This is a genomic window from Burkholderia sp. MSMB1588 (assembly GCF_001546925.1).
Taxonomy (GTDB): Bacteria; Pseudomonadota; Gammaproteobacteria; order Burkholderiales; family Burkholderiaceae; genus Burkholderia; species Burkholderia humptydooensis.
In genome coordinates this window covers 961,962-986,045 of the sequence record NZ_LNJS01000001.1, presented here as the reverse complement: position 1 = coordinate 986,045, position 24,084 = coordinate 961,962, and the positions used below count along the sequence as shown (strand labels likewise).

The following is a 24,084-nucleotide window of genomic DNA, read 5'->3' as shown; positions in this document are numbered from 1 at the left end:
CGGCGCGCCACGGCCCGGCTCGGTACGACTCGCTCTGCCTGTCTCGCCCCTCCACGCAACGCTTGGTCTCGTCTCGTACTCAGCATGGTACGGCGTGCATCGGAAACCGCTCCATCGTCCGAACGGCCAACGATTTCGCTCCGCGCCACACCGACCAGCAACGCATGCTCGCGACACCCTGTCACAAACGCGCGACGCGCCACGTCTTGTAGGCGAGAGGGCCGCATCGGGCGGCCCCGCTTTCAGAGGAAACCGATCATGGCGCACGCCCCCCGCCTTCCGTACCCGAAGCTCGCATCGAAGCCGTTCAACGCGCTGCTCCATCTGTCCGAAACCGTGTGGAGCGGCTCGCTCGGCAAGCAACTCGTCGATCTGGTGTTCCTGCGCGTCTCGCAGATCAACGGCTGCGCGTACTGCATCGACATGCACTGGCGCGATCTCGTGAAGCTCGGCGTGAACGAGCGGCATCTGAACGCGGTCGCCGGCTGGCGCGAGGCCCCGTTCTTCGACGCACGCGAGCGCGCCGCGCTGCAATGGGCGGAAAGCGTCGCGCGGATTCCGCACACGGACCCGGGCGACGAGGCGTTCGCGCAGTTGCAGGCGCACTTCTCCGATGCCGAGATCGCCGAGCTCGGCTTCGCGATCGCGACAATCAACGCGTGGAATCTGCTGAACGTCAGCTTCAGGAATCCGATTCCGGAGACGACGTAAGCGGACGCCGGGCGACGCGTCGCCTCTACCCCGCCGGATGCCGGGCCCGGCCGCAGCGACGGCGGCCACCGCCGCGCCGCCCGCGCCCGCAACGCAACCGCCCGGCGGGATACGCCAAACGACGAGCGGCAAAGCGAACAAGAGGCAAAAAAAAATCTCCTGGCACCCGCCGTCCGCGGCGCTGACCGTCGCCAACCCAGCCATTCACTCCAACTGCCCCGCGCGGGCGTACCATTCGATTCGAACGTCCACCCCGGCCCGTCGCGCGGCGCCGTTTTCCGGCCCGTATTCTTCACAGGTTAAACTCTGTCCTCCCGCGATGCCCTTCGGGCGTCAGCCATCATCGCCAGCGGCGCGCCCATGCGGCCCGCCCCCGTCCATGGAGTATTTCTTGATGAGCGGCGGATTCCCGCGTTCTGCCTTCCGTCTCCCCAGTCCCGTCGCCACCGCGGCACCCGTCGTCCTCGCCACGCTCGCGCTGTCCGGCTGCGCGCTGTTCCGCGCGCCGCAGGCGCCCGCGCCCGTCGTCGAAGCGGTGGCCGTGCCCGTCGAGCCGGCGAGCGAGCCCGTCGCCGCGCCCGAGCCGGCGAGCGCGCCCGAGCCCGTCGAGACCACGCCGCCGAAGAAACCGCACCGCGAGGCCGCCCCGCCGAAAAAGCCCGCGCGCGCCGTGCCGCCGCCTCCTGCGCCCGCGCCGGCGCCCGCGCCGCTCGTGACGACGCGCGCGATCGAGCGCGGCCAGGTGCACGCGCTCCTCGACAGCGAGGTGCGACGCGGCGGCAAGGTGATCGGCCGCGCGGTCGACATGACGGCCGACGCGAACGGCGCGCCGCGCGAGATGCTCGTGAACCTGCAGGGCTTCATGGGCGTCGGCGACCGCAAGGTCAGCTTCCCGTGGAAGCTGTTCCGCTTCACGCCGGGCGGCAAGCAGGAGCCCATCGTCCTCGACATGCCGGCCACCGCGCGGCTGCAACCCGCCGACCGCCCGAAGACAGTGCCGCTCACGGGTTCGACGCGGGCAGGCGCCGAGCCCGGCCAGATGCGGATCATCGACGCCGACATCGAGCGCCCGAACGGCACGAAGGTCGGCCGCGTCGTCGACGTGCTGATCGGTCACGACGCGCAGCCGCAGGCGGTCGTGCTCGACGTCGGCGGCCTCGTCGATCCGGATCGGCACACGATCGCCGCGAACTGGTCGGCGCTGCGCTTCGCGCCGAAGGACAAATCGCTGCGCGCGCTGCTCGACCTGAACGACGCGCAACTGAGGGCGTCGCCGCCCTACGCCGGCGACAAGCCGATCCTCGCCGTCTCGCCCGCCACCCCAGCCGCCCCCGCCGCCGCGCCGGCAACCGCTCGAGCAGGTGCGAAACAATGACGGTCCGGCATGCGGTCAGCGCGCGTAGCCTGCGCGCCCTCGACTGGCTCAACTTCTTTGTCGCGAACGTGCAGACAGGCTTCGGTCCGTTCATCGCGTCGTATCTCGCGTCGCACAAGTGGACGCAGGGCGAAATCGGCATGGTGCTGTCGATCGGAACCATCAGCGCGATGGTGAGCCAGGTGCCGGGCGGCGCGGCCGTCGACGCGCTGAAGAACAAGAAAGGCGCGGCCGCGTGGGCGATCGCCGCGATCATCCTGTCCGCGGTGCTGCTCGCCGCGAGCCCGACCGTCGTGCCCGTGATCGCGGCCGAGGTGTTCCACGGGTTCGCGAGCTGCATGCTCGTGCCGGCGATGGCGGCGATCTCGTTCGCGCTCGTCGGCCGCGAGAGCCTCGGCGACCGGCTCGGCCGCAACGCGCGCTGGGCGTCGCTCGGCAGCGCGATCGCGGCGGGCCTGATGGGACTCACGGGCGAGTACTTCTCCGCGCGCGCGGTGTTCTGGCTGACGGCGGCGCTCGCGCTGCCCGCGCTCGTCGCGCTCGCGATGATCGAGCCGGCGCACCGCCATCATCACGCGGCGCCGCGCGCATCCGCGCCGCGCGACGACGCCGATGAAGACGAAGAGCACGAAACGCTGCGCGAGCTGCTGCGCGACAAGCGGATGCTGATCTTCGCCGCGTGCGTCGTGCTGTTCCACCTGTCGAACGCGGCGATGCTGAACCTCGCCGCGGGCGAAGTGACGGCGGGCATGGGCGAGAACGTGCAGCTCGTGATCGCCGCGTGCATCATCGTCCCGCAGGCGATCGTCGCGATGCTTTCGCCGTGGGTCGGACGCTCCGCGCAGCGCTGGGGCCGCCGGCCGATCCTGCTGCTCGGCTTCGCCGCGCTGCCGCTGCGCGCGCTGCTGTTCGCCGGCGTGTCGAGCCCGTACCTGCTCGTGCCCGTGCAAATGCTCGACGGCATCAGCGCCGCCGTGTTCGGCGTGATGCTGCCCCTCATCGCCGCCGATGTCGCGGGCGGCAAGGGGCACTACAACCTGTGCATCGGGCTCTTCGGACTCGCGGCGGGTGTCGGCGCGACGTTCAGCACGGCGCTCGCCGGCTTCGCGGCCGACCACTTCGGCAACGCGACGAGCTTCTTCGGGCTCGCCGCCGCGGGCGCGCTCGCGACGCTGCTCGTCTGGTTCGCGATGCCCGAGACGCGCGACGCGGCGCTCGCCGAAGACGCGCAGCGCTCGAGCGCCGAGCCGGCGCAGTGACGCGCCGACGGCCGCTGAACCGGCGTGCGGCGCGCTTTCCCCCCTCCTTGCCTGACCGAGATGGAAACGATCAAAGCATTCAACGACGCGCGCCGACAGATCCAGGAATCAGTGCTCGACCTGTTCAAGGGCTTGTCGCTCAAGGAGCGCCTGCTGCAAGGCGCGCTGATGGCCGTGCAGGCCGCGAGCGGCGCGTGCCTCGCGTATGGGATCGGCCGCGCGCTGCACACCGAGCAGGCCGTGTGGGCGGCGATCACCGCGATCGCGGTCACGCAGCACAACTACACGGACACGATCAACCTGTCGCGCGACCAGTTCATCGGCGCGATGGTGGGCGGACTGATCGGCTTCGCGGGCGCGGCGACGGGCGCCGGCCACTTCGTCGCGTACGCGGTCACGATCGTGGTCGCGATCATCTGCTGCTGGTGTCTGAACGTCGGCAGCGCAGCGCGGCTCGGCGCGATCACCGCGACGATCGTGCTGCTGTTTCCGGGCGAAGGCCCGCTGTGGGACATTCCGCTCGTGCGGCTCGGCGAAGTGACGCTCGGCACCGCGTGCGCGATGGCGGTCGGCTGGACGATGTCGCGGATCGAGCGGCGCTGGTTCGCGAAAGACTGAAGCCGCAGCGAACGGGCGAATGCGGCGGAAATGAAAACGGCGGTGGCGCGCGAAGAAAGCGCGGTGTCGAACGGTGCTGAACAGTGCCGAACGACACCGCCCCGCGCGACGCTCCGACAGACCGCCGCCCTCGCCGGCGCGGCGGCCGCGAGCCGCACCCGAGCCGGCCGGGAAACGGGATGTGCGCGGCCCCCCGTATCGGCCGCTGCGCCCGATTTCGCGGGAAACGGCGGTCGGCGTACCGCGCGTCGGCCGGCTTACGGTCCGATCTGCAGGATGACGCCCGTCGAGATGCGCACGAGCAGGTAGTCGCCGCCGATCCCGACCCAGTGATAGCCGCGCGGCGGCGGCGACAGGCGGTACCCGCGCCAGTCGTCGATCACGTACTGGCGGTCCCGGTATTCGTCCGGCAGGCGATCTCCGCGGCGCCACGCGGCGTTTTCGTCCCCGAGGTGCTCGCCGGGACGGGGGCCGCCGTCGTCGCCGTATCCGCCGTGATCGCGCCCGACATGCTTGCCGGGAGGCGGCCCGTGGCGTTCGTCGCCCGGTCCGCCCGGGCCGTGGGGTTGGGCGGCGGCGAGCGACGACACGAGCGCGCCGGCAGCGAGCATCGAAATCCACAGCGTACGATGTGCTTTCATCGAATCTCTCCGTGAAAAGGCGCAACCGGCTGTCGGCGCCGGGGCGCATAGAAAAAGGTAGCACATCGCGCCGAATCCGCCGGAAATTGCGGGTCGAGATCAAAAAAATCCGAGACAGCTCAAATCGCCGATTCGGCGACACTGCTGCTTGCTCGGACCGCGCCGTCCGGCCTTCTGGTCCAGCTCCATCGTCCGTCTCCGGCCATCCGCTCGTCTGCCCCATCGACCCTCCGATCTCTCCGGGTTGCCCCGTCCGAGTCGCCCGAGTCGCTCGAATCGTCGCTCGTCGCCGGGAGCCGGCGCGCTGATCACAACTGCCTTGCCGGACGCGCACCGCAAGCCGGCCCCCGTCCGCTTGCGCAATCGCGCCGGCCGCCCAGCGGCACGCGGGTATACTCGCGCTCACCGCTCAACGCCCCTCTCGCATTCAGACACCGCTTTCATGGCAGAACCCACTCTCGGCGTCGCCCTCATCGCCCACAACGCCGCGGCCCGGCTGGCCGAATGCCTCGACGCGCTGTCGTTCGCCGACGACATCGTCGTCGTCGACGGCGGCAGCACCGACACGACCGTCGGCATCGCGAAGACGCACGGCGCGCGCGTCATCGTCGCCGCCGACTGGCCGGGCTTCGGGCCGCAGAAGAATCGCGCAGTGGCCGCGCTCGACACCGACTGGATCCTGTCGATCGACACCGACGAGATCGTCACGCCCGAGCTCGCCGCATCGATTCGCGCGGCGATGCGCGCGCCGCGCGCGCCGGTCTATGCGCTCGACCGGCTATCGAGCTTCTGCGGCACCTGGGTGCGTCACAGCGGCTGGTACCCGGACTGGCTGCCGCGGCTTTTCAGGCGAGGCGCGGCACGCTTTTCCGATGATCTCGTCCACGAGCGCCTCGTATTCGACGGACCGTCCGCGAAGCTCGACGGCAAGCTGCTTCACTACTCATACGAAGATTTCGAAACCGTGCTGCGCAAGCTCGACGCATATTCGAGCGCGGGCGCCGCACAGCGTCGCGCGGCAGGCAAGCGCGGCGGGTTGGCGAAGGCGCTCGGACGCGGCGTGTGGGCATTCGTGCGCACCTATCTGCTGCGGCGCGGCTTCCTGGATGGACGGGCGGGCTTCATGATCGCCGTGTTCAATGCCGAAACGGTCTACTACCGCTTCCTGAAGCTCGGATTTTCGCGGCCGCAAAAGAGGCGCGACTGACGCGCGGAGAATCCGCGCCGGCACGGTCGCACGATGCACTCGCTGCACGCGTGATCCGCACCACGCCCGATCGATCACACGCAGCCGAACGAATCGCGTCGTCGAAGTCGAGGCACGCCGCGATACACCGGCCCGATCCGGGGGGCCGCCTTACTTGCGCGCCCCGAGCCGGCTGACGTCGACCGGCATCGCGACGTCCGCCTGCGTGCTCGCCGCATCGAGTCCGAGCATCGCGGCCGCGGCGCCGATCACGCGCGCCGACGACAATTCAGTCAAGCATCGGCTCCAACTGTCCAGATGCCGGTCGCAGCCTTCGAGCTTGCACGGCACGCAGTCGCCTTCTCCTTGCAGAAGTTGGACGTTGCCGTGCCGCCCGGAGCCGCGCAGCGGCCACGGCTCGTTGCCGGCCGGCCAGTGCGCGGGCCACGGGCCCCAGCGCGTCGGATTCGACGGCCCGAAGAGGGCGATCGTCGGAACGCCGCAAGCGGCGGCAACGTGGGTCGCGCCGGTGTCCGGGCCGATGAAGAGCCGCGCGCGCCGGAACATCTCGGCGCTCTCGCCGAACGACAGCTCGCCCGCCATGTTCAGCACGGGCTCGCCCGCCGCTTGCGCGATCCGCGCCGCATAGTCGCGCTCGGGCTGCGCGGGGCCGCCGCTCAACGCAACCGCGAAGCCCCGGCTGCGCGCCCAGCGCACGAGATCGACCCAGCCGTCCTCGTGCCACTGCTTGTAGCGAAACATCGGATACGGATGCAGCACGACATACGGCTCGTCGCGCGACAGCGCGGACGACCCGTACAGCTTCGCGTCGAAGCGCGCGCGCGCGGCGGGATCGTCGCCGATGCCGGGCGCGACGACGTCGGCGCACGGCGTCACGCCGAGCGCGCCGGCGAGCGACAGATTGCTCGTGACGGTATGGACGCCGCGGTGCTCATCGGGCACGATGCCGTTCAGGATGAGCCGCGTGAGCCGCGTGACCCGCTCAGGATCGACGAGTCCGATCCGCCAGCGGCCCGCGAAGAACGCGTAGAAGCGCGCGCGATCGGAACTGATCGCAGCGCACGCGAGATCGTACTTGCGCCAGATGCGCAGCGCGTCGGCGATGCGTTCCTTCGGCCGAGCGCGCGGCGCGACCGTGATCACACGCCGGATGTCGGGATTGTGCTCGAGCACGCCTTCGGTGCCGCGAAACACGATCATGTCGATCTGCGCGTCGGGCCAGCGCGCCTTCAGCGACCGAACGAGCGGCGTCGTCAGCAGCACGTCGCCGAGACGACGCGTGCAGGACACGAGGATGGTGCGCGGCGGCCGGGGAAGCGTCAACGGAACGGTCACGGTGAAAGCCTGAAGAACGGGCGACTGGACATTTTAGCGAATTCGCGCCGCGCACCCTGGCGGCGCGGGCGTGCTCACGCCGACTCGAGCAGTTGCGCGGCGAGCGCCTGCATGCGCGCGTTCGCCGCGCGGGGACCGAACGCCTCGATCTTGCGCGACGCATGGGCGACGAGCGCCGCGCGCAGCGCGTCGTCGGCGAGCATCCGCTCGATCGCGTCCGCGAGCGCCGCGGCATCGCCGAGCGGCACGAGCAGCCCGCCGCGACCGCCGTCGAGCTGATCGCGCGGCCCCGTCGGACAATCCGACGAGATTACCGGCGTGCCGAGCGCCATCGCCTCGCCGAGCACCATCGGCAAACCCTCGTAGCGGCTGCTCAGGATCAGCATGTCGGCCGCGCGCACGTATGGAAACGGATTCGCGCAAAAGCCCGCGAACTGCACCGCATCGCACAGCCCGAGCTCCGTCGCGAGCCGCTCGAGCGCGCCGCGGTCAGGACCGTCGCCCAAGAGCACGAGGCGCGGCGCGTCGGCACGGCGCGCACGCACTTTCGCATACGCACGCAGCAAGGTCCGATGGTCCTTCTGCCCTTCGTCGAGGCGCGCGACCGACACGATGAAACGCCCGGCTGGCAGTTCGGCCGGCTCGTCCGCACGCCCGCGCAGCGCCGCCGGATCGATCACGTTCGGCAGTGCGGTGACGACGACGCGGGTATTCGCGAAGAGCGGCTCGGCCTCGCGCTGCATACCGGGCGTGAGCACCGCGAGCGCCGCGTAGCGCTCGTACTGGCGAACGCGCCGCGCCATGTACGACGTGCTCTTGTCGCCGAACCGCGCGGCGAAGCTGTAATGGCTGACGCCGATCCACGGCATGCCGCCGCGCCCCGCAATACGGCGCAGCGAGAAATCGAAATCACAGACCACGTCGTAGCCGCGCGCGAGTTGCAGGAATCGGCGCGCGACGGCCGGCCGGATCAACGCATGCGTCGACGCCTTGTGCAACAGCTTCTCGCCGCCGCGCAGCTTGCGCACGCGCTCACGCTGGTGGAGCGCATGCATCCACCGCTCGGGCGCAAGCACCTGCAGCGCGACGTCGGGCGGAATCGCCTTCGCGCACCACGTCGTCAGATCCGGCGTCGGATACGTGACCGACAGTCCGATCTCGAACACGCGGCGATCGAGCGCGTTGAGCCACGCGAGCAGCGCAGTCTCCGTGCCGCCCCGGCCGAAGTCGTTGATGTGAAACAGGATGCGCACGTGCCGGGCGCCCGGGCGGGCGAAGCCGGCCGACGCGGCGGCCTGTTCGAGGAGCGTAAGGGGCGGCGCGTCGGGCGCGACGGGCGTCGTCATCGTGCGTCTCCGTCTTGCGACACGCGCGGCGCGCGCGCCTCGCGTTCGCCTTGGCCGAGCAGGAAACCCGCGAACGACCAGAACGCGAGCATCGTCGTCTGCCACATGAAATCGTCGACGGTGTTCTTCGCGATCATCCCGACGACGAGCGCGAGCCCCGCCGCGGACACAGCCGGCACGCCGCGCCTGAGCCGCCAGAACGCGGCCGCGAGACTCACGAACAGCATCGCCTCCAGCGCGACGCCGATATAGCCCGTCTGCAACCACGTGTTGAGGAACAGGTTGTGCGCATGCGTGAGCGCCTGCGGCTCGATCTGCAACAAGAGCGGCGGCGCGTCGGCCGCGTACGCGTGTCCGGGCAGCGGCTTGCCAAAGCCGACGCCGAGCCACGCATGCTGCTTACCCTGCTCGGCATAGAATGCCCAGAGCTTCGGGCGCGTGTCGGACGACAGCGTATCGCCGAGCGCGTTCAGCTCGCCCGGCACGTAGACCCGCTGGCCGGCGACCGTGATGTCGCGCGCGGCCGACGACGCCGAAGCGGTTGCGGCGGACGCGGACGGATCGCGCTCGCGCGCGCTGTATTCGAGCAACCCGAGCGCCGCGGCGCCGAGGACCATGATCGCAACGACGCTCATGCCGAGCCGGCGCCGATAGAGCGGATAGAACGCGACCACGAGCGTCGCCCCCGCCGCCGGCCAGAAGAAGCGGTTCAGGCTCGCGAGCCCGACGAAGCCGCACGCGAAGAGCCCGACCACGCCGATCGCGCGCCAGCGAACGCGCATCAGCAGCGCGGCGAAGAGCGGCATCGCGAACACGACGAGCGTGCTCGTGTGGCCGACGCGGTTGTAGAAGCGAACCGGGAAGATATCCGGCGTGGGCGGCTGCAGACGCCCCCAGTAGAACGCGCTGAGGAGCGCAAGCAGCACGCACGCGGCCCATACGACAAGCACCGGCCATTCGGGACGCTTCACGCGCGAGCCGAACAGCCAGAAGCCCCAGAACGTGACGAGCGGATACAGCACCTCGTCGAACCACGCGCGCAGACTGATGCGAGGATACAGCGACCAGCCGACCGACGCGAGGCTCCACGCAGCCCATGCGACGATCGGCAAAACGAGCGGCCATTGCCGGAACGGCGGCCGGCTCGCGGACAGGATGCCGGCAAGCGTGCCGACGCCGATCAACGCGAGCGTCGTGTTGACGACCCCGTTCATGTGGCCGAACATCACGCCGAACATCAGCGTGGGACACGCGATCCAAAGCACGCGCTCGACGCGCGATGTCGTAATCGTCATCGACTTGAACTTGACGGCGCAAGCGCCAAAACGTTTTGCAGCGCACGATGCACCGCATCCACTGAAAGACGTCCCATGCAGTCTGCATGGTCGTCGCGCCACGCGACGCAGGTCGTCGCATTCCGGTCGCAGCGCCGCACCCATGCGACGTGACGCCGGAAAATCGACGGCTGGTCGCGGCACGGCATGTCCGCGATCGTCAGCGCGACGAACGGCGCGTCCTGCCAATAGCGGCCCGCGCCATGAATACCGGCGTTGCCGGGGCCGAACAGCGCGACGGTCGGCACGCCGACGAGACGCGCGAGATGCGCGATGCCGGTATCGGGGCATACGACAGCCTGCGCGCCGGCGAGCACGTGCCACAGATCGGCAAGGCCGAGCCGCCCCGCGAGATTCGGCTGCGCGGGATCAGGACCGATCTCGGCGACGAGCTCGACTTCGCTCGGTCCACCGCTCCAGACGGGCAGATAGCCTTGCTCCTCGATGCGGCCCGCGAGATCGAGCCAGCGCGCGGACGGCCAGCGCTTGACCGCCGTGCTCGCGCCCGGATGGAGCACCACGTAGGGCCGCTCGCGCAACGCGGCGGGCAGCGGCGCGCTTGCCTGCGGCGCCGGCCAGTCGGACGGGCGATAGAGGCGCGGCGCGGGCCCGTCGACGAGCGCCGCAGCGAAATCGGCCCAAGCGGCGGGCGCTTCCGGATACGGAACCGGCTCGTCGACCGGCCAGTTCTTCCACGCGGGCGCATCGCCCGCATGCGCGACGATCCAGCGGCAGCCCGCGCCGAGCGCAAGCCAACTGTGGCGGTTGTCGCCCGCGACGATGCCGAGATCGTACGGTCCCGACGCGAGGAGACGCCTGACCGACGAGCCGTCGCGCGGATCGAACGCGAGCGCGTCGACGCCGAACGGCCGCTTCGCGTAAAGCGGCGCAATCGCCTTCGGGCACGCCAGCACGATCTGCGCATCCGGGTGCTGCTCGCGCAGCTTCGCGACGAGCGGCGTCAGCAGCAACGTGTCGCCGAGCAGCAGATGATGCGCGATCAGGATGCGCCGCAGACGAACGGGCCTGCGCCGCAACGGCTTGAGAGCGAGCCTCGGCAGCGCTCGCGAGAAGATGTGGATCCGGCCGTGAAGTCTGCTCATTCGATTAGATCAACGGCCGATCGATTCCGTCACTTGTGATGCGATGCGCCGGAGGCCGGCCGAAAGCCGTTTCGTCATGCAGAATTTCCACGATTCATATTGCGGGGGACAAACCGGAACGCGCCGGAACCCTCGTGAGACATCCGCAAAACCAACGCGCATTCCTCGTCACCGGGCCCAAGTACGCGGCTCGGCCCGCGACGCATTGCACATGCGCGCGGGGCCGAGCGGAACCCGCTGAGTATACCATTCGGCCCAGACGCTTCCGGAGCCAATATCCTGATGAAAGGCCGGGCCGGGCGACGCGCGAACGCGCGTCACCGCGGCCCGTCGCCCGCAGCCTCGGCGGCCAGATCGAGCAATTGCGCGACGTGGCGCGCGACGCCCGGATCGTACTGGATCGCTGCATGCGCCGCAGCGCCCGATTCGACGCGCACGGCGCCCGCCCTCGCCCGCCGCACGGCTTCATCGAGCACACCGCGTAGCCCGGCCGCGTCGCCGGGCGCGAACACGAGCTTCGCCGACGGCGCGATCGCGTCGCAGCAGCCGACGTTCGACGACAGAATGACGGGCGTGCCGCACATCACCGATTCGATGCCGACAAGCCCGAACGGCTCGTACTTCGACGCGAGGATCGTGAAATCGGCGGCACGGTAGCCGTCCTCGATGTCCTTCACGTAGCCGACGTAGCGCAGCCGCTCCGACGTTCGCTCGGGCGGCCGGCCGGCGACAGCGACGACGACGCCCGGCCCGGCGTCACGCAGCACCGCTTCGATGAGCGGCAGCCCCTTGCGCTCGTGGCTGCTCGACGGGAACAGCAGCACGACCTCGTCGCCGGCGAAGCCGAAGCGCGTGCGCAGCTCGGCACGGCGCACGGCGTCGACGGGCGTGAAGCGCGCGGCGTCGACGGGCGGGAACAACACGCGGATCTTGTCGTCGCCGAGCCCGTAGAAGCGGCGCAGTTCGTCGCGCATCAGCATCGAATGCGCGACGACAAAGCGCGCGCGCTCGTATTGACGGCGTTCGAGCGCGATCTGACGGCGATCGGAGCACGTCGGCGTGCGGCCGATCGCATCGAGAAAGCCGAGATGCGTGCCGCCGCAAATCGCGATGTCAGACGAATCGACGCGATTGCAGCCGATCAGCACGTCGACGGGTGACGCGCGGCGGGCCGCGCGCAGGCGCCATGAGAACCATGCGTCTCGGCACTTGCCGGGCAGGAACGAAACGTTGATCCGGTGCGGCTCGACGAACCGGTATTCCGGCACCGACGAATCGAACGATCGCGCAAAGATCGAAGGCCGGACCCCGACGGCGGCAAGACCGCGTGCGAGGTCGATCGCATAGCGCTCGAGCCCGCCGCCGTACTTGAGCGCGTTGCACGACAGGCCGATTTTCATCGGATCGCGACCATCGCGCTCGCCGGACGACCGCCCGGCCGGACGTGTGCCGCTCACCCTGCGTCCTGCTGGAACTGGATGCGATGCAGGTGCGCGTACAGTCCGCCCTGCTCGAGCAGTTCGCGGTGGCTGCCGCTTTCGACGATCTTGCCGCCTTCGAGCACGAGGATCCGGTCCGCGCGCTCGATCGTCGACAGGCGGTGCGCGATCACGAGCGTCGTGCGCCCCTTCATCAGCGTCTCGAGCGCCGCCTGCACGTGTCGCTCGGATTCGGAATCGAGCGCGGACGTCGCCTCGTCGAGAATCAGGATCGGCGCATCCTTGTAGATCGCGCGGGCGATCGCGAGACGCTGGCGCTGACCGCCCGACAGCCGCATCCCGTTGTCGCCGACGAGCGTGTCGATGCCGTCGGGCATCGCGGTGACGGTCTCCCACAGATTCGCCGCGCGCAGCGCCGCCTCGACGCGGTCGCGCTCGGGCGTCTGGCCGTAAGCGACGTTCGCGGCGATCGTGTCGTTGAAGAGCACGACGTCCTGGCTCACCATCGCGATCTGGTTGCGCAGGTCATGCAAGCTGTACTCGGGCAGCGCGACGCCGTCGACGCGCACCGCGCCCGACGACGGATCGAAGAAGCGCGGAAGCAGATTGACGAGCGTCGTCTTGCCGCTGCCCGACGGTCCCGCGAGCGCGACCATCTCGCCCGGCGCGACGGTAAACGACACGTCGTCGAGCGTTTGCCGGCCGTCGCGCGGCATGCCATACGAGAACGACACATGGCTGAACTCGATCGCGCCCGACGCGCGTGCGAGCGGCTTGCCCCCCCCTTCAGGCTCGCACGGCTCGTCGATCAGCCCGAAGATCAGCTCGGCCGCCGTCATCCCGCGCTGCAGCGGCTGGTTCACGTCCATCAGGTGCTTGAGCGGCGAAATGATGAGCAGCATCGCGGTCACGAATGCGACGAAGCCGCCGACCGTCGTCTGATCGTTCGCCGACTGGACGACCGCGATCGTCAGCACGACGGCGAGCGCGATCGACGCGAGAAACTGCGTGAGCGGCTGCGCAAGCCCGCCCGACACGGTCATCCGCATCGAATAGCCGCGCAGCTTGCGGCTCAGCTCGTTGAAGCGCCCGATCTCGTACGGCTCGCCGTTGTGGACCTTGACGACCTTGTAGCCGCCGACCGTCTCTTCGACGATGTACGCGAGCTGGTTCGTGAGCGTCTGATGCTCGCGGTTCAGGCGGCGCAGCCGCCGGTTGATCTTGCCGACGAGCCAGCCGATGCACGGCAACAGGATCGCGACAATGAGCGTCAGGCGCCAGTTCAGATAGAACAGATAGCCAAGCAGGAAGACAACCGTCAGCGAATCGCGCACGAGCGTGATCGTGACGCCCATCAGCACGCTCAGCACCTGGTTCACTTCGAACACGACCGCGTTGATCACCGTGCTCGCCGTCTCGCGCTGGAAGAACGATACGCCCGTGTGAATCATCCGCTCGAACATCTGGATCCGCAGATCGAGCAGGATGCGGTTCGACACGTACTGCAGCAGATAGCCGGACGCGTATTGCGCGAGCGCGCGCGCAAGCGCGAGGCCGACGACCGCCACGGGCACATACAGCTTCGTCGTCATGTCACCCTTCGAGCCGAAGCCGTGGTCGAGAAGCGGCTTGAGCAGCGCGGGAATCCCGGCTTCCGTCGCGGCAACCGCCGCCATCGCGAGCACGCCGGCGACGAGCACCCATACGAGCGGTTTCACGTACGGCCAAAGGCGGCGCATCACAACGGCGGGCGACGACGCGTCCTGGCCGCCGATCGGTTTGCTTAGGGTAGGCTTGACGCTCAAAATGTCCTCGGGAGAATCCGGAAAACGTGCAGGAGGATCAGTAGACGATCTCGACGACGCTGCCGCCGAACGCCGCGCGCAGGTCGGCGAGCAGCGCGTCGCTCGGCTTCACGCGCCACGCGTCGCCCAGGCGCATCTCGCCCTGCGCGCGCGCATTGCTGTAGGCGATCCGCACCACGAGGCCGTTCGGTATCACCACCTGCGCGCGCCGCCCGCCTTCGCGGCCGCCGCGCGGCGCCGGCGCCTCGGCGGGGGGCGTGTCGTCGGGTTTCGCGACGTGCGCTTCGAGCACGCGGCGCAGCGCCGCCGCATCCGCGTTGCCGTTCATCGTCATCCGCACCGCCTGCGCGTAGCGGCTGCGCGCGCGCTCGAGATCCATCACGGAATCGGCGGTGAAGCGGATCCCGCCCGTGAACGCGTCGTTGCGCGCCTGCCCCTGGACGATCAGCAGTTCGTCTTCCTTGAAGAGTGCGCGGTTCACGTCGAACTGCTCGTTGAACACGGTGACTTCGCACTGGCCAGTGCCGTCGTCGAGCAGTGCGATCACCATCTTGCCGCGCTGCGTCATCTGCGTGCGCAGCGACGCGATCACGCCGGCCACCACCTTGTCGCGCCCTTCCTTCAGCTCGCCAAGCTTCTGGCGCACGAAACGGCGCACCTCGTCGCGATACGCGTCGAACAGGTGGCCGGACAGATAGAAGCCGAGCGCGCTCTTCTCCTCCTGCAGGCGGCGCTTGTCGTCCCAGGCGGGCTCGTCGACGAGCGCGTGCTGGTGCGCGGGCACGCCGCCGATGTCGAAAAGGCCCGCCTGCAGCGCGTTCGCGGCCGCCTGCTCGGCGGCTTCCATCGCGAGCGGCACCGACGCGAGCAATTGCGCCCGGTTCGCGTGCAGCGAATCGAGCGCGCCCGCGCGGATCAGCGCCTCGATCGTGCGGCGGTTCACGATGCGCCGGTCGATCCGCTCGCAGAAATCGAACAGATCGGCGAACGGCTTTTCCTCGCGCGCGCGCAGGATCTCCTCGATCGCGTTCTGGCCGCTGCCCTTGATCGCGCCGAGGCCGTAGCGGATCGTGCACGAACGCTTGCCGTCGGCTTGCGCGACCGGCTCGAAGCGGTAATGCGATTGATTGATGTCGGGCGGCAGCACGGCGATGCCGTTGACGTCGCAATCGTCGAACAGGATCTTCACCTTGTCGGTGTCGTCCATCGCGAGCGTCATGTTGGCCGCCATGAATTCGGCCGGATGGTGCGCCTTCAGCCACGCGGTGTAGTACGCGAGCAGCGCGTACGCAGCCGCGTGCGACTTGTTGAAGCCGTAGCCCGCGAACTTCTCCATCAGGTCGAAGATCTCGTCGGACTTCTCGCGCGTGAGGCCGTTCTTCGCGGCGCCCTCCGCGAAGATCTCGCGATGCTGGGCCATCTCCTCGGGCTTCTTCTTGCCCATCGCGCGGCGCAGCAAGTCCGCGCCGCCGAGCGAGTAGCCGCCGATGATCTGCGCCATCTGCATCACCTGCTCCTGATAGACCATGATCCCGTAGGTCTCTTTCAGGACGGGTTCGACGCGCATGTCGGGATACTCGACCTTCTCGCGCCCGTGCTTGCGCGCGCAGAAGCTCGGAATCAGGTCCATCGGGCCCGGTCGGTACAACGACACGAGCGCGATGATGTCCTCGAAGCGGTCGGGCTGCGCATCCTTCAGCATGCCCTGCATGCCGCGGCTTTCCAACTGGAACACGGCGACCGTGTTGGCCTTCTTGAGGATCTGGAACGACGTCGGATCGTCGAGCGGCACCTGCGCGAGCGACCAGTCGGCCTTCGACGGATCGAGCCGGCGGATGTAGCGCTCGGCCCAGTCGAGGATCGTCAGCGTGGTCAGCCCCAGAAAGTCGAACTTCACGAGGCCGACGGCTTCGACGTCGTCCTTGTCGTACTGGCTGACGACGCCGCCGTCGTCGCCCTGCGTGTAGAGCGGGCAGAAGTCGGTCAGCTTGCCGGGCGCGATCAGCACGCCGCCCGCGTGCATCCCGACGTTGCGCGTCAAGCCCTCGACGCGCTGCGCGAGATCGAGCAACTGGTGGACTTCGTCCTCGTTGTCGTAGCGCTCCTGCAGGAGCGGCTCTTCCTTCATCGCATCGGCGATCGTCACGTGCTTGCCCGGCTTGAACGGGATCAGCTTCGCGACGCCGTCGGTGAACATGTAGCCCAAGTCGAGCACGCGGCCGATGTCGCGCACGGCCGCCTTCGCGGCCATCGTGCCGAAGGTGGCGATCTGCGACACCGCGTCCGCGCCGTACTTCTCCTTCACGTACTGGATCACGCGATCGCGCCCGTGCTGGCAGAAGTCGATGTCGAAGTCGGGCATCGACACCCGCTCCGGATTCAGGAAGCGCTCGAACAGCAGGTTGTAGCGCAGCGGATCGAGGTCCGTGATGCCGAGCGAATACGCGACGAGCGAGCCCGCGCCCGAGCCCCGGCCCGGCCCCACCGGCACGCCGTTGTTCTTCGCCCAGTTGATGAAGTCCGCAACGATCAGGAAGTAGCCCGGAAAGCCCATCTTCTTGATCGTGCCGCACTCGAAATCGAGACGTTGGCTGTACTTGTCGCGCTGCGCTTCGCGCTCGGCCTCGTCTGGATAGAGTTGCACGAGGCGTTTCTCGAGCCCTTCCTGCGACAGTTGCACGAGGTAGTCGTCGAGCGACATGCCGTCGGGCGTCGGGAAGAGCGGCAGCTTCGGCTTGCCGAGCTCGAGCGTCAGGTTGCAGCGCTTCGCGATCTCGACCGTGTTCGCGAGCGCCGAAGGCAGATCGGCGAACAACGCGACCATGTCGTCCTGCGTGCGGAAGAACTGCTCGGTCGTGAAGCGCTTCTGGCGGCGCGGATTCGCGAGGATGTCGCCTTCCGAGATGCACACGCGCGCCTCGTGCGCGGTGAAGTCGTCAGCCGTCATGTACTGCAGCGGATGCGTCGCGACGACGGGCAGCATCAGCTCGGCCGCGATCGTCACCGCCTGCTGGATGTACGCTTCCGCGCCCGGCTGGCCGTGGCGCTGCAATTCGATATAGAAGCCGCCCGGGAACACCTGCGACCAGCGCTGCGCGTGGCGGCGCGCGGCCGCCTCGTTGCCCGCCGCGAGCGCGAGGCCGATGTCGCCCTGCTGCGCGCCGGACAGCGCGAGCAGCCCTGCGGCGAGCTCGCCTTCGAGCCAGTTCGCGTCGAGCTCCGCGCGGCCGCGGTATTGGTTCGTGAGCCACGCCTTCGACAGCAGCTCGCAGAGGTTCAGGTAGCCGCGCTTGTCCTTGACGAGCAGCAGCAGCCGCGACGGCTTGTCGCGATCGTCGTGGTTGGTGATCCAGACGTCGCAGCCGGCGATCGGCTTGATGCCCGCGCCGCGGGCTTCCTTGTAGAAACGGACGAGACCGAACGCGTTGCCGAGATCGGTCAGGGCGAGCGCGCCCTGACCGTCTTCGGCCGCCGACTTGACGATATCGTCGAGACGCACGATGCCGTCGGCAATCGAGAATTCGGAGTGAACGCGGAGATGAACGAAACGGGGATCTGACATGGGCGCTATTGTAGCCGGCCCAGGGGCCCGGCATCGTTCGCGGCGGCCAAAAAATCGCCGCGTCGGCCGTTCGGCCGAGTGCCGGCACAAGGCCGCGGGCGGCAAAGCCGCGCGCGACGGCGATTCGCCGCGGCCCGCAGCGGCGCCGCGGCGCGACGCCGACGCATGTCGTCCATTCGGCCGACTGCGGAAAGCCGCGCGGTTTGCGGGATAATACGGTTTTTCCGTTTTCGCCCGCTTGGCGCCCGGCCGCCCCGCCGCGCCCCGCCGCGCCCGTTTCGCGCGGCCTCGCCGCCGGGCTGCAGCCGCCTTACTGTCCGAACCTCATGACCACCGTCAATCTCGCCGCCTACCGTTTCGTCTCGCTCGACTCGATCGAGCAATGGCGGCCGCTCATCGCCGAGCGCTGCAACGCGCTCGGGCTGCGCGGCACGATCCTGCTCGCGCCCGAAGGGATCAACCTGTTCATCGCGGGCCCGCGCGACGCGACCGGCGCGTTCGTCGATTACCTTCGCCACGATCCGCTCTTCGAAGGCAAGTTCGCCGATCTGGCGTTCAAGGAGAGCCTGTCCGATTCGCAGCCGTTTCGCCGGATGCTCGTGCGCCTGAAGCGCGAGATCATCACGATGAAGATGCCCGCGATCAAGCCGGAGCTCGGCCGCGCGCCGTCCGTCGACGCGCGCACGCTGAAGGCGTGGCTCGACCGGGGCCGCGACGACGCGGGCCGCCCCGTCGTGATGCTCGATACGCGCAATGCGTTCGAAGTCGACGTCGGCACGTTCGACAACGCGCTCGACTACCGGATCGACAAGTTCAGCCAGTTCCCCGGTGTGATCGAGGCGAACCGCGCGGACCTCGAAGGCAAGACCGTCGTGTCGTTCTGCACGGGCGGCATTCGCTGCGAGAAGGCGGCGATCCACATGAAGGACGCCGGCATCGAGAACGTCTACCAGCTCGAAGGCGGGATCCTCAAGTATTTCGAGGAGGTCGGCGGCGCGCATTACCACGGCGACTGCTTCGTGTTCGATTACCGCACCGCGCTCAACCCGCAGCTCGAGCCGACGGCCGACGTCACGTGCTTCGCATGCCGCGCGGTCGTGCCGGCCGACGCGCAACAGTCGCCGCTCTACGTGCCCGGCAAGTCCTGCCCCGCCTGCCATCACCCGGACAATTCGGGCAACCCGGGCGAGCGCGCGGACCGCCCCGCCGAACCGGCGCGCGCCCCTTGACCCGCTTCGCCGCGCGTCGCATCGGATGACACGCTATCGCGGGCGCTTCGCGCCGTCGCCCACCGGCCCGCTGCACTTCGGCTCGCTCGTCGGCGCGCTCGCGAGCTGGCTCGACGCGCGCGCGTGGGGCGGCGCGTGGCTCGTGCGGATCGAGGACATCGACGGGCCGCGCACGGTGCCCGGCGCGGCCGACGACATCCTCGCGACGCTGCGCAGCTTCGGCTTCATCGCCGACGAGCCGTCCGTCTGGCAAAGCGCGCGCATCGCGCGCTACGAAGCGGCGCTCGCGCGGCTCACCGCCGCAGGGCTCGTCTATCCGTGCGGCTGCACGCGCAAGGAGATCGCCGATTCGCTGCGCGCCGCGCACGAGCGGCACACGACGCTCGCGTATCCCGGCACGTGCCGAACGGGCCTGCACGGCAAGCCCGCGCGCGCATGGCGGCTGCGCGTGCCGGACGGCGCGGCGGCCGTCATCACGTTCGACGATCGCTGGCAGCGCGCGCAGACACAGAATCTCTCGACCGAAGTCGGCGACTTCGTGCTCAAGCGCGCGGACGGACAATGGGCGTATCAGCTCGCGGTCGTCGTCGACGATGGCGATGCGGACATCACGCACGTCGTGCGCGGCGCCGACCTGCTCGACTCGACCGCTCGCCAGATCTACCTGCAGCGCTGCCTCGGCCTGCCGACGCCGCGCTATCTGCACGTGCCCGTCGTCGTCGATGCGAACGGCGAAAAGCTCAGCAAGCAGACGGGCGCGACGGCGCTCGATCCCGCCGCGCCGCTGCCCGCGCTCGCCGCGGCCGCGCGGCATCTGGGACTCGCGCTCGACGATGCGGCGTGCGCGTCGCTCGACGCGTTCCAGTCAGCCGCGATCGCCGCGTGGGACACGCGCTTCGGGCCGAACGCGCGTCGCTGAGGGCGCCGGCCGGAATACGCGCCCTCGTCGCTTCGATAGTCACCCGGCCGCGCCGTTCGCGATTCACCAATCCGCCGATTCACCGATATCGCGCTCGCGCGCTCCGTCGCCGTGCCCCTCCCGGGCCTCGCCCTCGCCGAGCCGGGCGATTCCGCCGGCTCCCGGCCGCGACCGCAGCCCTTTTGCGTCACCGCCCCGATCGCCGTTCCCGCTCCGCTCGCCCGCAAAAAGAAAAGGCGGATGCTCGCGCGTCCGCCCTCTTCCCATCGGCCCGGCGCCGTTTCCGGCGCCCGATGTTCAATTCCGCGTCACGACGACGACGTCTTGCGCGGCATCCCGAACCCGCCCAGCAGCGCGGCGAGCGGCTGCTTGGGCGCCTTCTTCTCCGGCTGCACGGGCGTCGCCTCTTCCGGCTTGCTCGCGGACGGCGACGGCATGTACGGCTTCAGGAAGAAATCGTCGATCGGCGCTTCGCGGCGCGGATGATACGCGCGCTCGCCGCCCGCCGAACGGCGGCCGGCCGATGCGCCGCGGCGCTCGTCGCGGTCGCGCTCGCGGCGGCCGCCGCGCTCGTCATGGCGATGGCGCGGCAGGTCGAGCTCGAGCGTTTCGAGCGACAGCGTCCGCTTGATCAGCTTCTCGATGTCGGCAAGCTGCTTGCGCTCGTTCGGGCTGCACAGCGACAGCGCGTCGCCCGACGCGCCCGCGCGCCCCGTGCGGCCGATCCGGTGCACGTAGTCTTCCGCATTGAACGGCAGATCGAAGTTGATGACGGCCGGCAGTTCGACGATGTCGAGGCCGCGCGCCGCCACGTCGGTCGCGACGAGCGCTTCGATCTCGCCGCGCTTGAACGCGTCGAGCGCCTGCATCCGCTCGCTCTGCGAACGGTCGCCGTGAATCGCGGCCGCGACGATGCCGTCGCGCTCGATCTGGCGCGCAAGGCGGCTCGCGCCGATCTTGCTGTTGCAGAACACGATCACCTGCTTGAGCGAGCGGTCGCGGATCAGCTTGACGACGGCCGCCTGCTTGTCGCCCTCGGCGACGTCGTAGACGATCTGCGTGACGGTGGACGCGGCCGCGTTGCTGCGCGCGACCTCGATCGTCTGCGGATCGCGCAGGTAGGTGGACGCGAGCTTCTTGATCTCGGGCGAGAACGTCGCCGAGAAAAGCAGCGTCTGACGCTCTTTCGGCAGCAGGTTCAGGATGCGCTGCAGATCGGGCAGGAAGCCCATGTCGAGCATCCGGTCGGCCTCGTCGAGCACGAGGATCTGCACCTGACCGAGATTCGCGGTCTTCTGCTGGACGTGATCGAGCAGGCGCCCCGGCGTCGCGATCAGGATCTCGACGCCGCGGCGCAACTCGGCCATCTGCGGGTTCATGTCGACGCCGCCGAACACGACGGCGCTGCGCAGCGGCGTGTGCTTCGCGTACGCGTGCACGTTCGCGGCGACCTGATCGGCAAGCTCGCGGGTCGGCGTGAGGATCAGCGCACGCACCGGATGGCGGGCAGGCGACGCGCTCGTGTTCGCCTGCGGCAGCAGCCGCTGGATGATCGGCAGCGAAAAGCTCGCGGTCTTGCCGGTGCCGGTCTGCGCGGCGCCCATCACGTCGCGGCCGGACAGCACGACCGGAATCGCCTTCGCCTGGATCGGCGTCGGCGTCGTATAGCCCTGCTCGGCAATCGCTTTCAGGATCTCGGCGGCAAGGCCGAATTGATCGAACGTCGCGTCGACAGGCTTGGCAACAGAATCGGACATGGTGGCGTTTCGCTCAAAAGGCGCGGCGGGACATCTTGCGCACGGCCTGCTCGCTCGCGAGACAGGCGGCGCACCCCACTTCGGAATGAATACGAAGCCGCGGCGCGCCGCAGGGCGCCGCCGGCGCTTGAGGCCATCCGGGCCGCGCGCGAGGCTTCGTCCGGCAGGAGCGCCGGCAGAAAGGGGCGTATTGTAGCATCCCTCGCGAAACGGCTCGGTCGGCGGGCAAGCATCAGCGATCCGCGCGGCCGGGCCGCCGAAGCCGGCCCTGCGCGACGGCCCCCGCGACATGATGCGCGCCGCCGCGCGGCGGCGATATGACGCATTGGCGGATCCGTCGCCGGCGCACGCTCCGACGCTCAGCCCTTCCCGCGCTTCTTGCGGACCTCGCTGCAGCCGCCGAGCACGGGCGGCGCGTGCTCGCCCGCGATTTCGTCGTACAGGTCCGCGTCGCGCCCCTTCGTCCACCAGACGTAGCGGCCCGCCTGATAGCGCGCCCCCGACGCCGACACGGTGTCGACGAACAATAGCCGCGTGCCGTTGACGGGCACGAGCGCGAAGCTCTGGCCGTTGCCCGCGCGCCAGTACGACACCCGCACCGGCTTCGGCTCGTTCGCGCACTGATAGACGACGGTTTCGCGCGCGTCGGCGTCGATTTCCTCGACGGTCAGCCGCGCCGCGTGCGCGGCGCCCGCGGCGGCGGCGCACAGACCGGCGGCGCCGATCGCCGCCCGCGTTATCTTGTTCATGTCCTTCCTCGTCGAGCGATGGAGGCGAGCCGTGCGAGCGCCGCACGCCGCTCCGTCAATCCGGATCGATCACGCCCGCGCACGCGTCGGTCGGCGCGGCCGCGACGTGGCCCACGACGGGCACGACCTTCAGCCCCGCCGACGCGACCCGGCACGGCGCGGCGGCGAGCCCGCAGCCCGCCGTCGACGCACACAATGCAACGATCAACATCCACTTCATTGCCGCCTCCTCTCCCGGCCTCGCCGCGCGCGGGTGCGCGGCATCGGGCCGGAAACCACGACTGCCGAGGGCCCGGCGGCTCGCGGCGCGACCGGCACGATCCGGTTCCGGCGAGCGCATTCGCCGGCGCGCGCGATGCGCGCCCTCCTTCGTCAGCGCGCGGACACCGGACGCACCGCGGCGGCCGCCCGCTTCGCGCGCTCGCGCGCTTCGTCTACGTTCGCGCCCGTCGCGAGCGCGACGCCCATCCGGCGCTTCGCGAAGCTCTCCGGTTTGCCGAACAGGCGCAGGTCCGCGCCCGGCACCGCGAGCGCGTCGCGCACGCCCTCGAACGCGATGCCCGCCTCGTCGAGCCCGCCGTAGATCACGGCCGACGCGGCGGGCGTCGCGAGCGCGGGCTCGACCGGCAGGCCGAGGATCGCGCGCGCATGCAATTCGAATTCCGACTGGCGCTGCGACGCGAGCGTCACGAGCCCCGTGTCGTGCGGACGCGGGCTCACTTCGGAGAACCAGACGTCGTCGCCGCGCACGAACAGCTCGACGCCGAAGATCCCGCGGCCGCCGAGCGCGCTCGTCACGCGATGCGCGATGTCGCGCGAGCGCTCGAGCGCCTTCGCGCTCATCGGCTGCGGCTGCCACGATTCGACGTAGTCGCCCGCAACCTGCACGTGCCCGATCGGCTCGCAGAAATAGGTGTGCGTGTCGAGGCTCGCCGGATCGATCGCGCGCACCGTGAGCTGCGTGATCTCGTAATCGAACTGGACGAAGCCCTCGACGATCACTCGGCCGTGATTCACGCGGCCGCCCGCCATCGCGTACTGCCACGCGGGCTCGACGTCCGCGTCGCGCCTGAGGACCGACTGCCCCTTGCCGGACGACGACATCACGGGCTTCACCACGCACGGGAAACCGATCTGCGCGACGGCCGCCTTGAACGCGTCGAACGACTGCGCGAACGCGTACGGCGACGTCGGCAGCCCGAGCTCCTCGGCCGCGAGCCGGCGAATGCCCTCGCGATTCATCGTGAGCTGCGTCGCGCGCGCGGTCGGGATCACCTCGGCGACGCCGGCCGCTTCGATCGCGGCGAGCGCGTCGGTCGCGATCGCCTCGATTTCCGGCACGACGAGATGCGGGCGCTCGGCGTCGACGAGCGCGCGCAGCGCGTCCGGATCGGTCATGTCGATCACGTGCGCGCGATGCGCGAGCTGATGACCGGGCGCGTTCGAATAGCGATCGACGGCGATCACTTCGACGCCGAGCCGCTGCAACGCGATGATGACTTCCTTGCCCAACTCGCCCGCGCCGAGCAGCATGACGCGCGTGGCGGACGGCGAAAGCGGCGTGCCGAGCCGCTGACCGATCTGCATGAGATTTCCCGCTGGATGATGGATGGAGAAAACGACTTGCGATGCTAACACGCGGGGCTTGGGAGCCGGGATCGCGCGCTCGCGCGCCTCTTGCGTTCTCCACGCCTG

19 protein-coding genes are annotated in these 24,084 nt (G+C 69.5%); 7 read left to right on the top strand and 12 right to left on the bottom strand.

From position 1 onward, the window contains the following. The first annotated feature begins 258 nt into the window (after positions 1 to 258). From WS92_RS16195 to WS92_RS16180, 4 genes are all read left to right on the top strand, one after another. Complete coding sequence (locus WS92_RS16195) at positions 259 to 711, top strand: carboxymuconolactone decarboxylase family protein (protein ID WP_006025036.1); 453 nt, start codon at positions 259 to 261, stop codon at positions 709 to 711. 394 nt (positions 712 to 1,105) lie between these two features. Then, a complete protein-coding gene (locus tag WS92_RS16190) occupies positions 1,106 to 2,086 on the top strand; it encodes a hypothetical protein (RefSeq protein WP_043282187.1) in 981 nt (326 codons plus the stop codon). Continuing rightward, positions 2,083 to 3,345 carry an MFS transporter gene (locus tag WS92_RS16185; protein WP_006025034.1) on the top strand — a complete coding sequence of 421 codons (1,263 nt, stop codon included), beginning with the start codon at positions 2,083 to 2,085 and terminating at the stop codon, positions 3,343 to 3,345. Before WS92_RS16190 ends, WS92_RS16185 begins: the two co-directional genes overlap by 4 nt. A gap of 24 nt (positions 3,346 to 3,369) precedes the next feature. Further along, positions 3,370 to 3,963: an FUSC family protein gene (locus WS92_RS16180; protein WP_009911728.1), complete on the top strand. Its 594-nt coding sequence runs from the start codon at positions 3,370 to 3,372 to the stop codon at positions 3,961 to 3,963. A gap of 257 nt (positions 3,964 to 4,220) precedes the next feature. On the opposite strand, the gene WS92_RS16175 is transcribed toward WS92_RS16180, so the two are convergent. Next, positions 4,221 to 4,604 carry an RcnB family protein gene (locus WS92_RS16175; RefSeq protein ID WP_059934714.1) on the bottom strand — a complete coding sequence of 128 codons (384 nt, stop codon included), beginning with the start codon at positions 4,602 to 4,604 and terminating at the stop codon, positions 4,221 to 4,223. 442 nt (positions 4,605 to 5,046) lie between these two features. On the opposite strand from WS92_RS16175, the gene WS92_RS16170 reads away from it, so the two are divergent. Further along, complete coding sequence (locus tag WS92_RS16170) at positions 5,047 to 5,811, top strand: glycosyltransferase family 2 protein (protein ID WP_059934713.1); 765 nt, start codon at positions 5,047 to 5,049, stop codon at positions 5,809 to 5,811. 150 nt (positions 5,812 to 5,961) lie between these two features. Here the strand turns inward: WS92_RS16170 and WS92_RS16165 are convergent, their stop codons facing one another. From WS92_RS16165 to dnaE, 7 genes are all read right to left on the bottom strand, one after another. Then, positions 5,962 to 7,134 (bottom strand): glycosyltransferase family 9 protein, encoded by a 1,173-nt coding sequence (locus WS92_RS16165; protein WP_059934712.1) that lies wholly within the window; start codon positions 7,132 to 7,134, stop codon positions 5,962 to 5,964. A gap of 86 nt (positions 7,135 to 7,220) precedes the next feature. Beyond that, the gene (locus WS92_RS16160; protein ID WP_006025029.1) at positions 7,221 to 8,492 is read right to left on the bottom strand and encodes a glycosyltransferase; all 1,272 of its coding nucleotides are present in this window, start codon (positions 8,490 to 8,492) and stop codon (positions 7,221 to 7,223) included. Continuing rightward, positions 8,489 to 9,787 carry an O-antigen ligase family protein gene (locus tag WS92_RS16155; protein ID WP_015601990.1) on the bottom strand — a complete coding sequence of 433 codons (1,299 nt, stop codon included), beginning with the start codon at positions 9,785 to 9,787 and terminating at the stop codon, positions 8,489 to 8,491. The genes WS92_RS16160 and WS92_RS16155 overlap by 4 nt, the downstream gene beginning before the upstream one ends. After that, the gene (locus tag WS92_RS16150; RefSeq protein ID WP_009911721.1) at positions 9,784 to 10,929 is read right to left on the bottom strand and encodes a glycosyltransferase family 9 protein; all 1,146 of its coding nucleotides are present in this window, start codon (positions 10,927 to 10,929) and stop codon (positions 9,784 to 9,786) included. The genes WS92_RS16155 and WS92_RS16150 overlap by 4 nt, the downstream gene beginning before the upstream one ends. Positions 10,930 to 11,246: 317 nt before the next feature. Continuing rightward, the gene (locus WS92_RS16145; RefSeq protein WP_059934749.1) at positions 11,247 to 12,329 is read right to left on the bottom strand and encodes a glycosyltransferase family 4 protein; all 1,083 of its coding nucleotides are present in this window, start codon (positions 12,327 to 12,329) and stop codon (positions 11,247 to 11,249) included. A gap of 53 nt (positions 12,330 to 12,382) precedes the next feature. Beyond that, on the bottom strand, positions 12,383 to 14,173 hold the full coding sequence (gene msbA, locus WS92_RS16140) for a lipid A export permease/ATP-binding protein MsbA (RefSeq protein ID WP_043282092.1): 1,791 nt from the start codon (positions 14,171 to 14,173) through the stop codon (positions 12,383 to 12,385). Between the two features lie 37 nt (positions 14,174 to 14,210). Further along, positions 14,211 to 17,735, bottom strand: coding sequence for a DNA polymerase III subunit alpha (dnaE, locus tag WS92_RS16135; RefSeq protein WP_059934711.1), 3,525 nt, complete (start codon positions 17,733 to 17,735; stop codon positions 14,211 to 14,213). Between the two features lie 326 nt (positions 17,736 to 18,061). Here dnaE and WS92_RS16130 point away from each other — a divergent pair, with 326 nt between their 5' ends. Continuing rightward, positions 18,062 to 18,964, top strand: a complete 903-nt coding sequence (locus WS92_RS16130) for a sulfurtransferase (protein ID WP_059934710.1) — start codon at positions 18,062 to 18,064, stop codon at positions 18,962 to 18,964. Positions 18,965 to 18,989: 25 nt separating this feature from the next. After that, the gene (gene gluQRS, locus WS92_RS16125; protein ID WP_015600715.1) at positions 18,990 to 19,883 is read left to right on the top strand and encodes a tRNA glutamyl-Q(34) synthetase GluQRS; all 894 of its coding nucleotides are present in this window, start codon (positions 18,990 to 18,992) and stop codon (positions 19,881 to 19,883) included. Positions 19,884 to 20,191: 308 nt separating this feature from the next. Here the strand turns inward: gluQRS and WS92_RS16120 are convergent, their stop codons facing one another. The 4 genes from WS92_RS16120 to purT all read right to left on the bottom strand — a co-directional run bounded on the left by WS92_RS16120 (position 20,192) and on the right by purT (position 23,976). Beyond that, complete coding sequence (locus WS92_RS16120; protein ID WP_059934709.1) at positions 20,192 to 21,640, bottom strand: DEAD/DEAH box helicase; 1,449 nt, start codon at positions 21,638 to 21,640, stop codon at positions 20,192 to 20,194. 359 nt (positions 21,641 to 21,999) lie between these two features. Further along, positions 22,000 to 22,389, bottom strand: a complete 390-nt coding sequence (locus WS92_RS16115) for an MliC family protein (RefSeq protein WP_006025019.1) — start codon at positions 22,387 to 22,389, stop codon at positions 22,000 to 22,002. A 55-nt stretch (positions 22,390 to 22,444) separates the two neighbouring features. Beyond that, on the bottom strand, positions 22,445 to 22,609 hold the full coding sequence (locus WS92_RS34835) for a DUF6726 family protein (protein WP_015602246.1): 165 nt from the start codon (positions 22,607 to 22,609) through the stop codon (positions 22,445 to 22,447). Between the two features lie 152 nt (positions 22,610 to 22,761). Further along, positions 22,762 to 23,976, bottom strand: a complete 1,215-nt coding sequence (purT, locus tag WS92_RS16110) for a formate-dependent phosphoribosylglycinamide formyltransferase (RefSeq protein ID WP_059934708.1) — start codon at positions 23,974 to 23,976, stop codon at positions 22,762 to 22,764. Between the last annotated feature and the right edge of the window lie 108 nt (positions 23,977 to 24,084).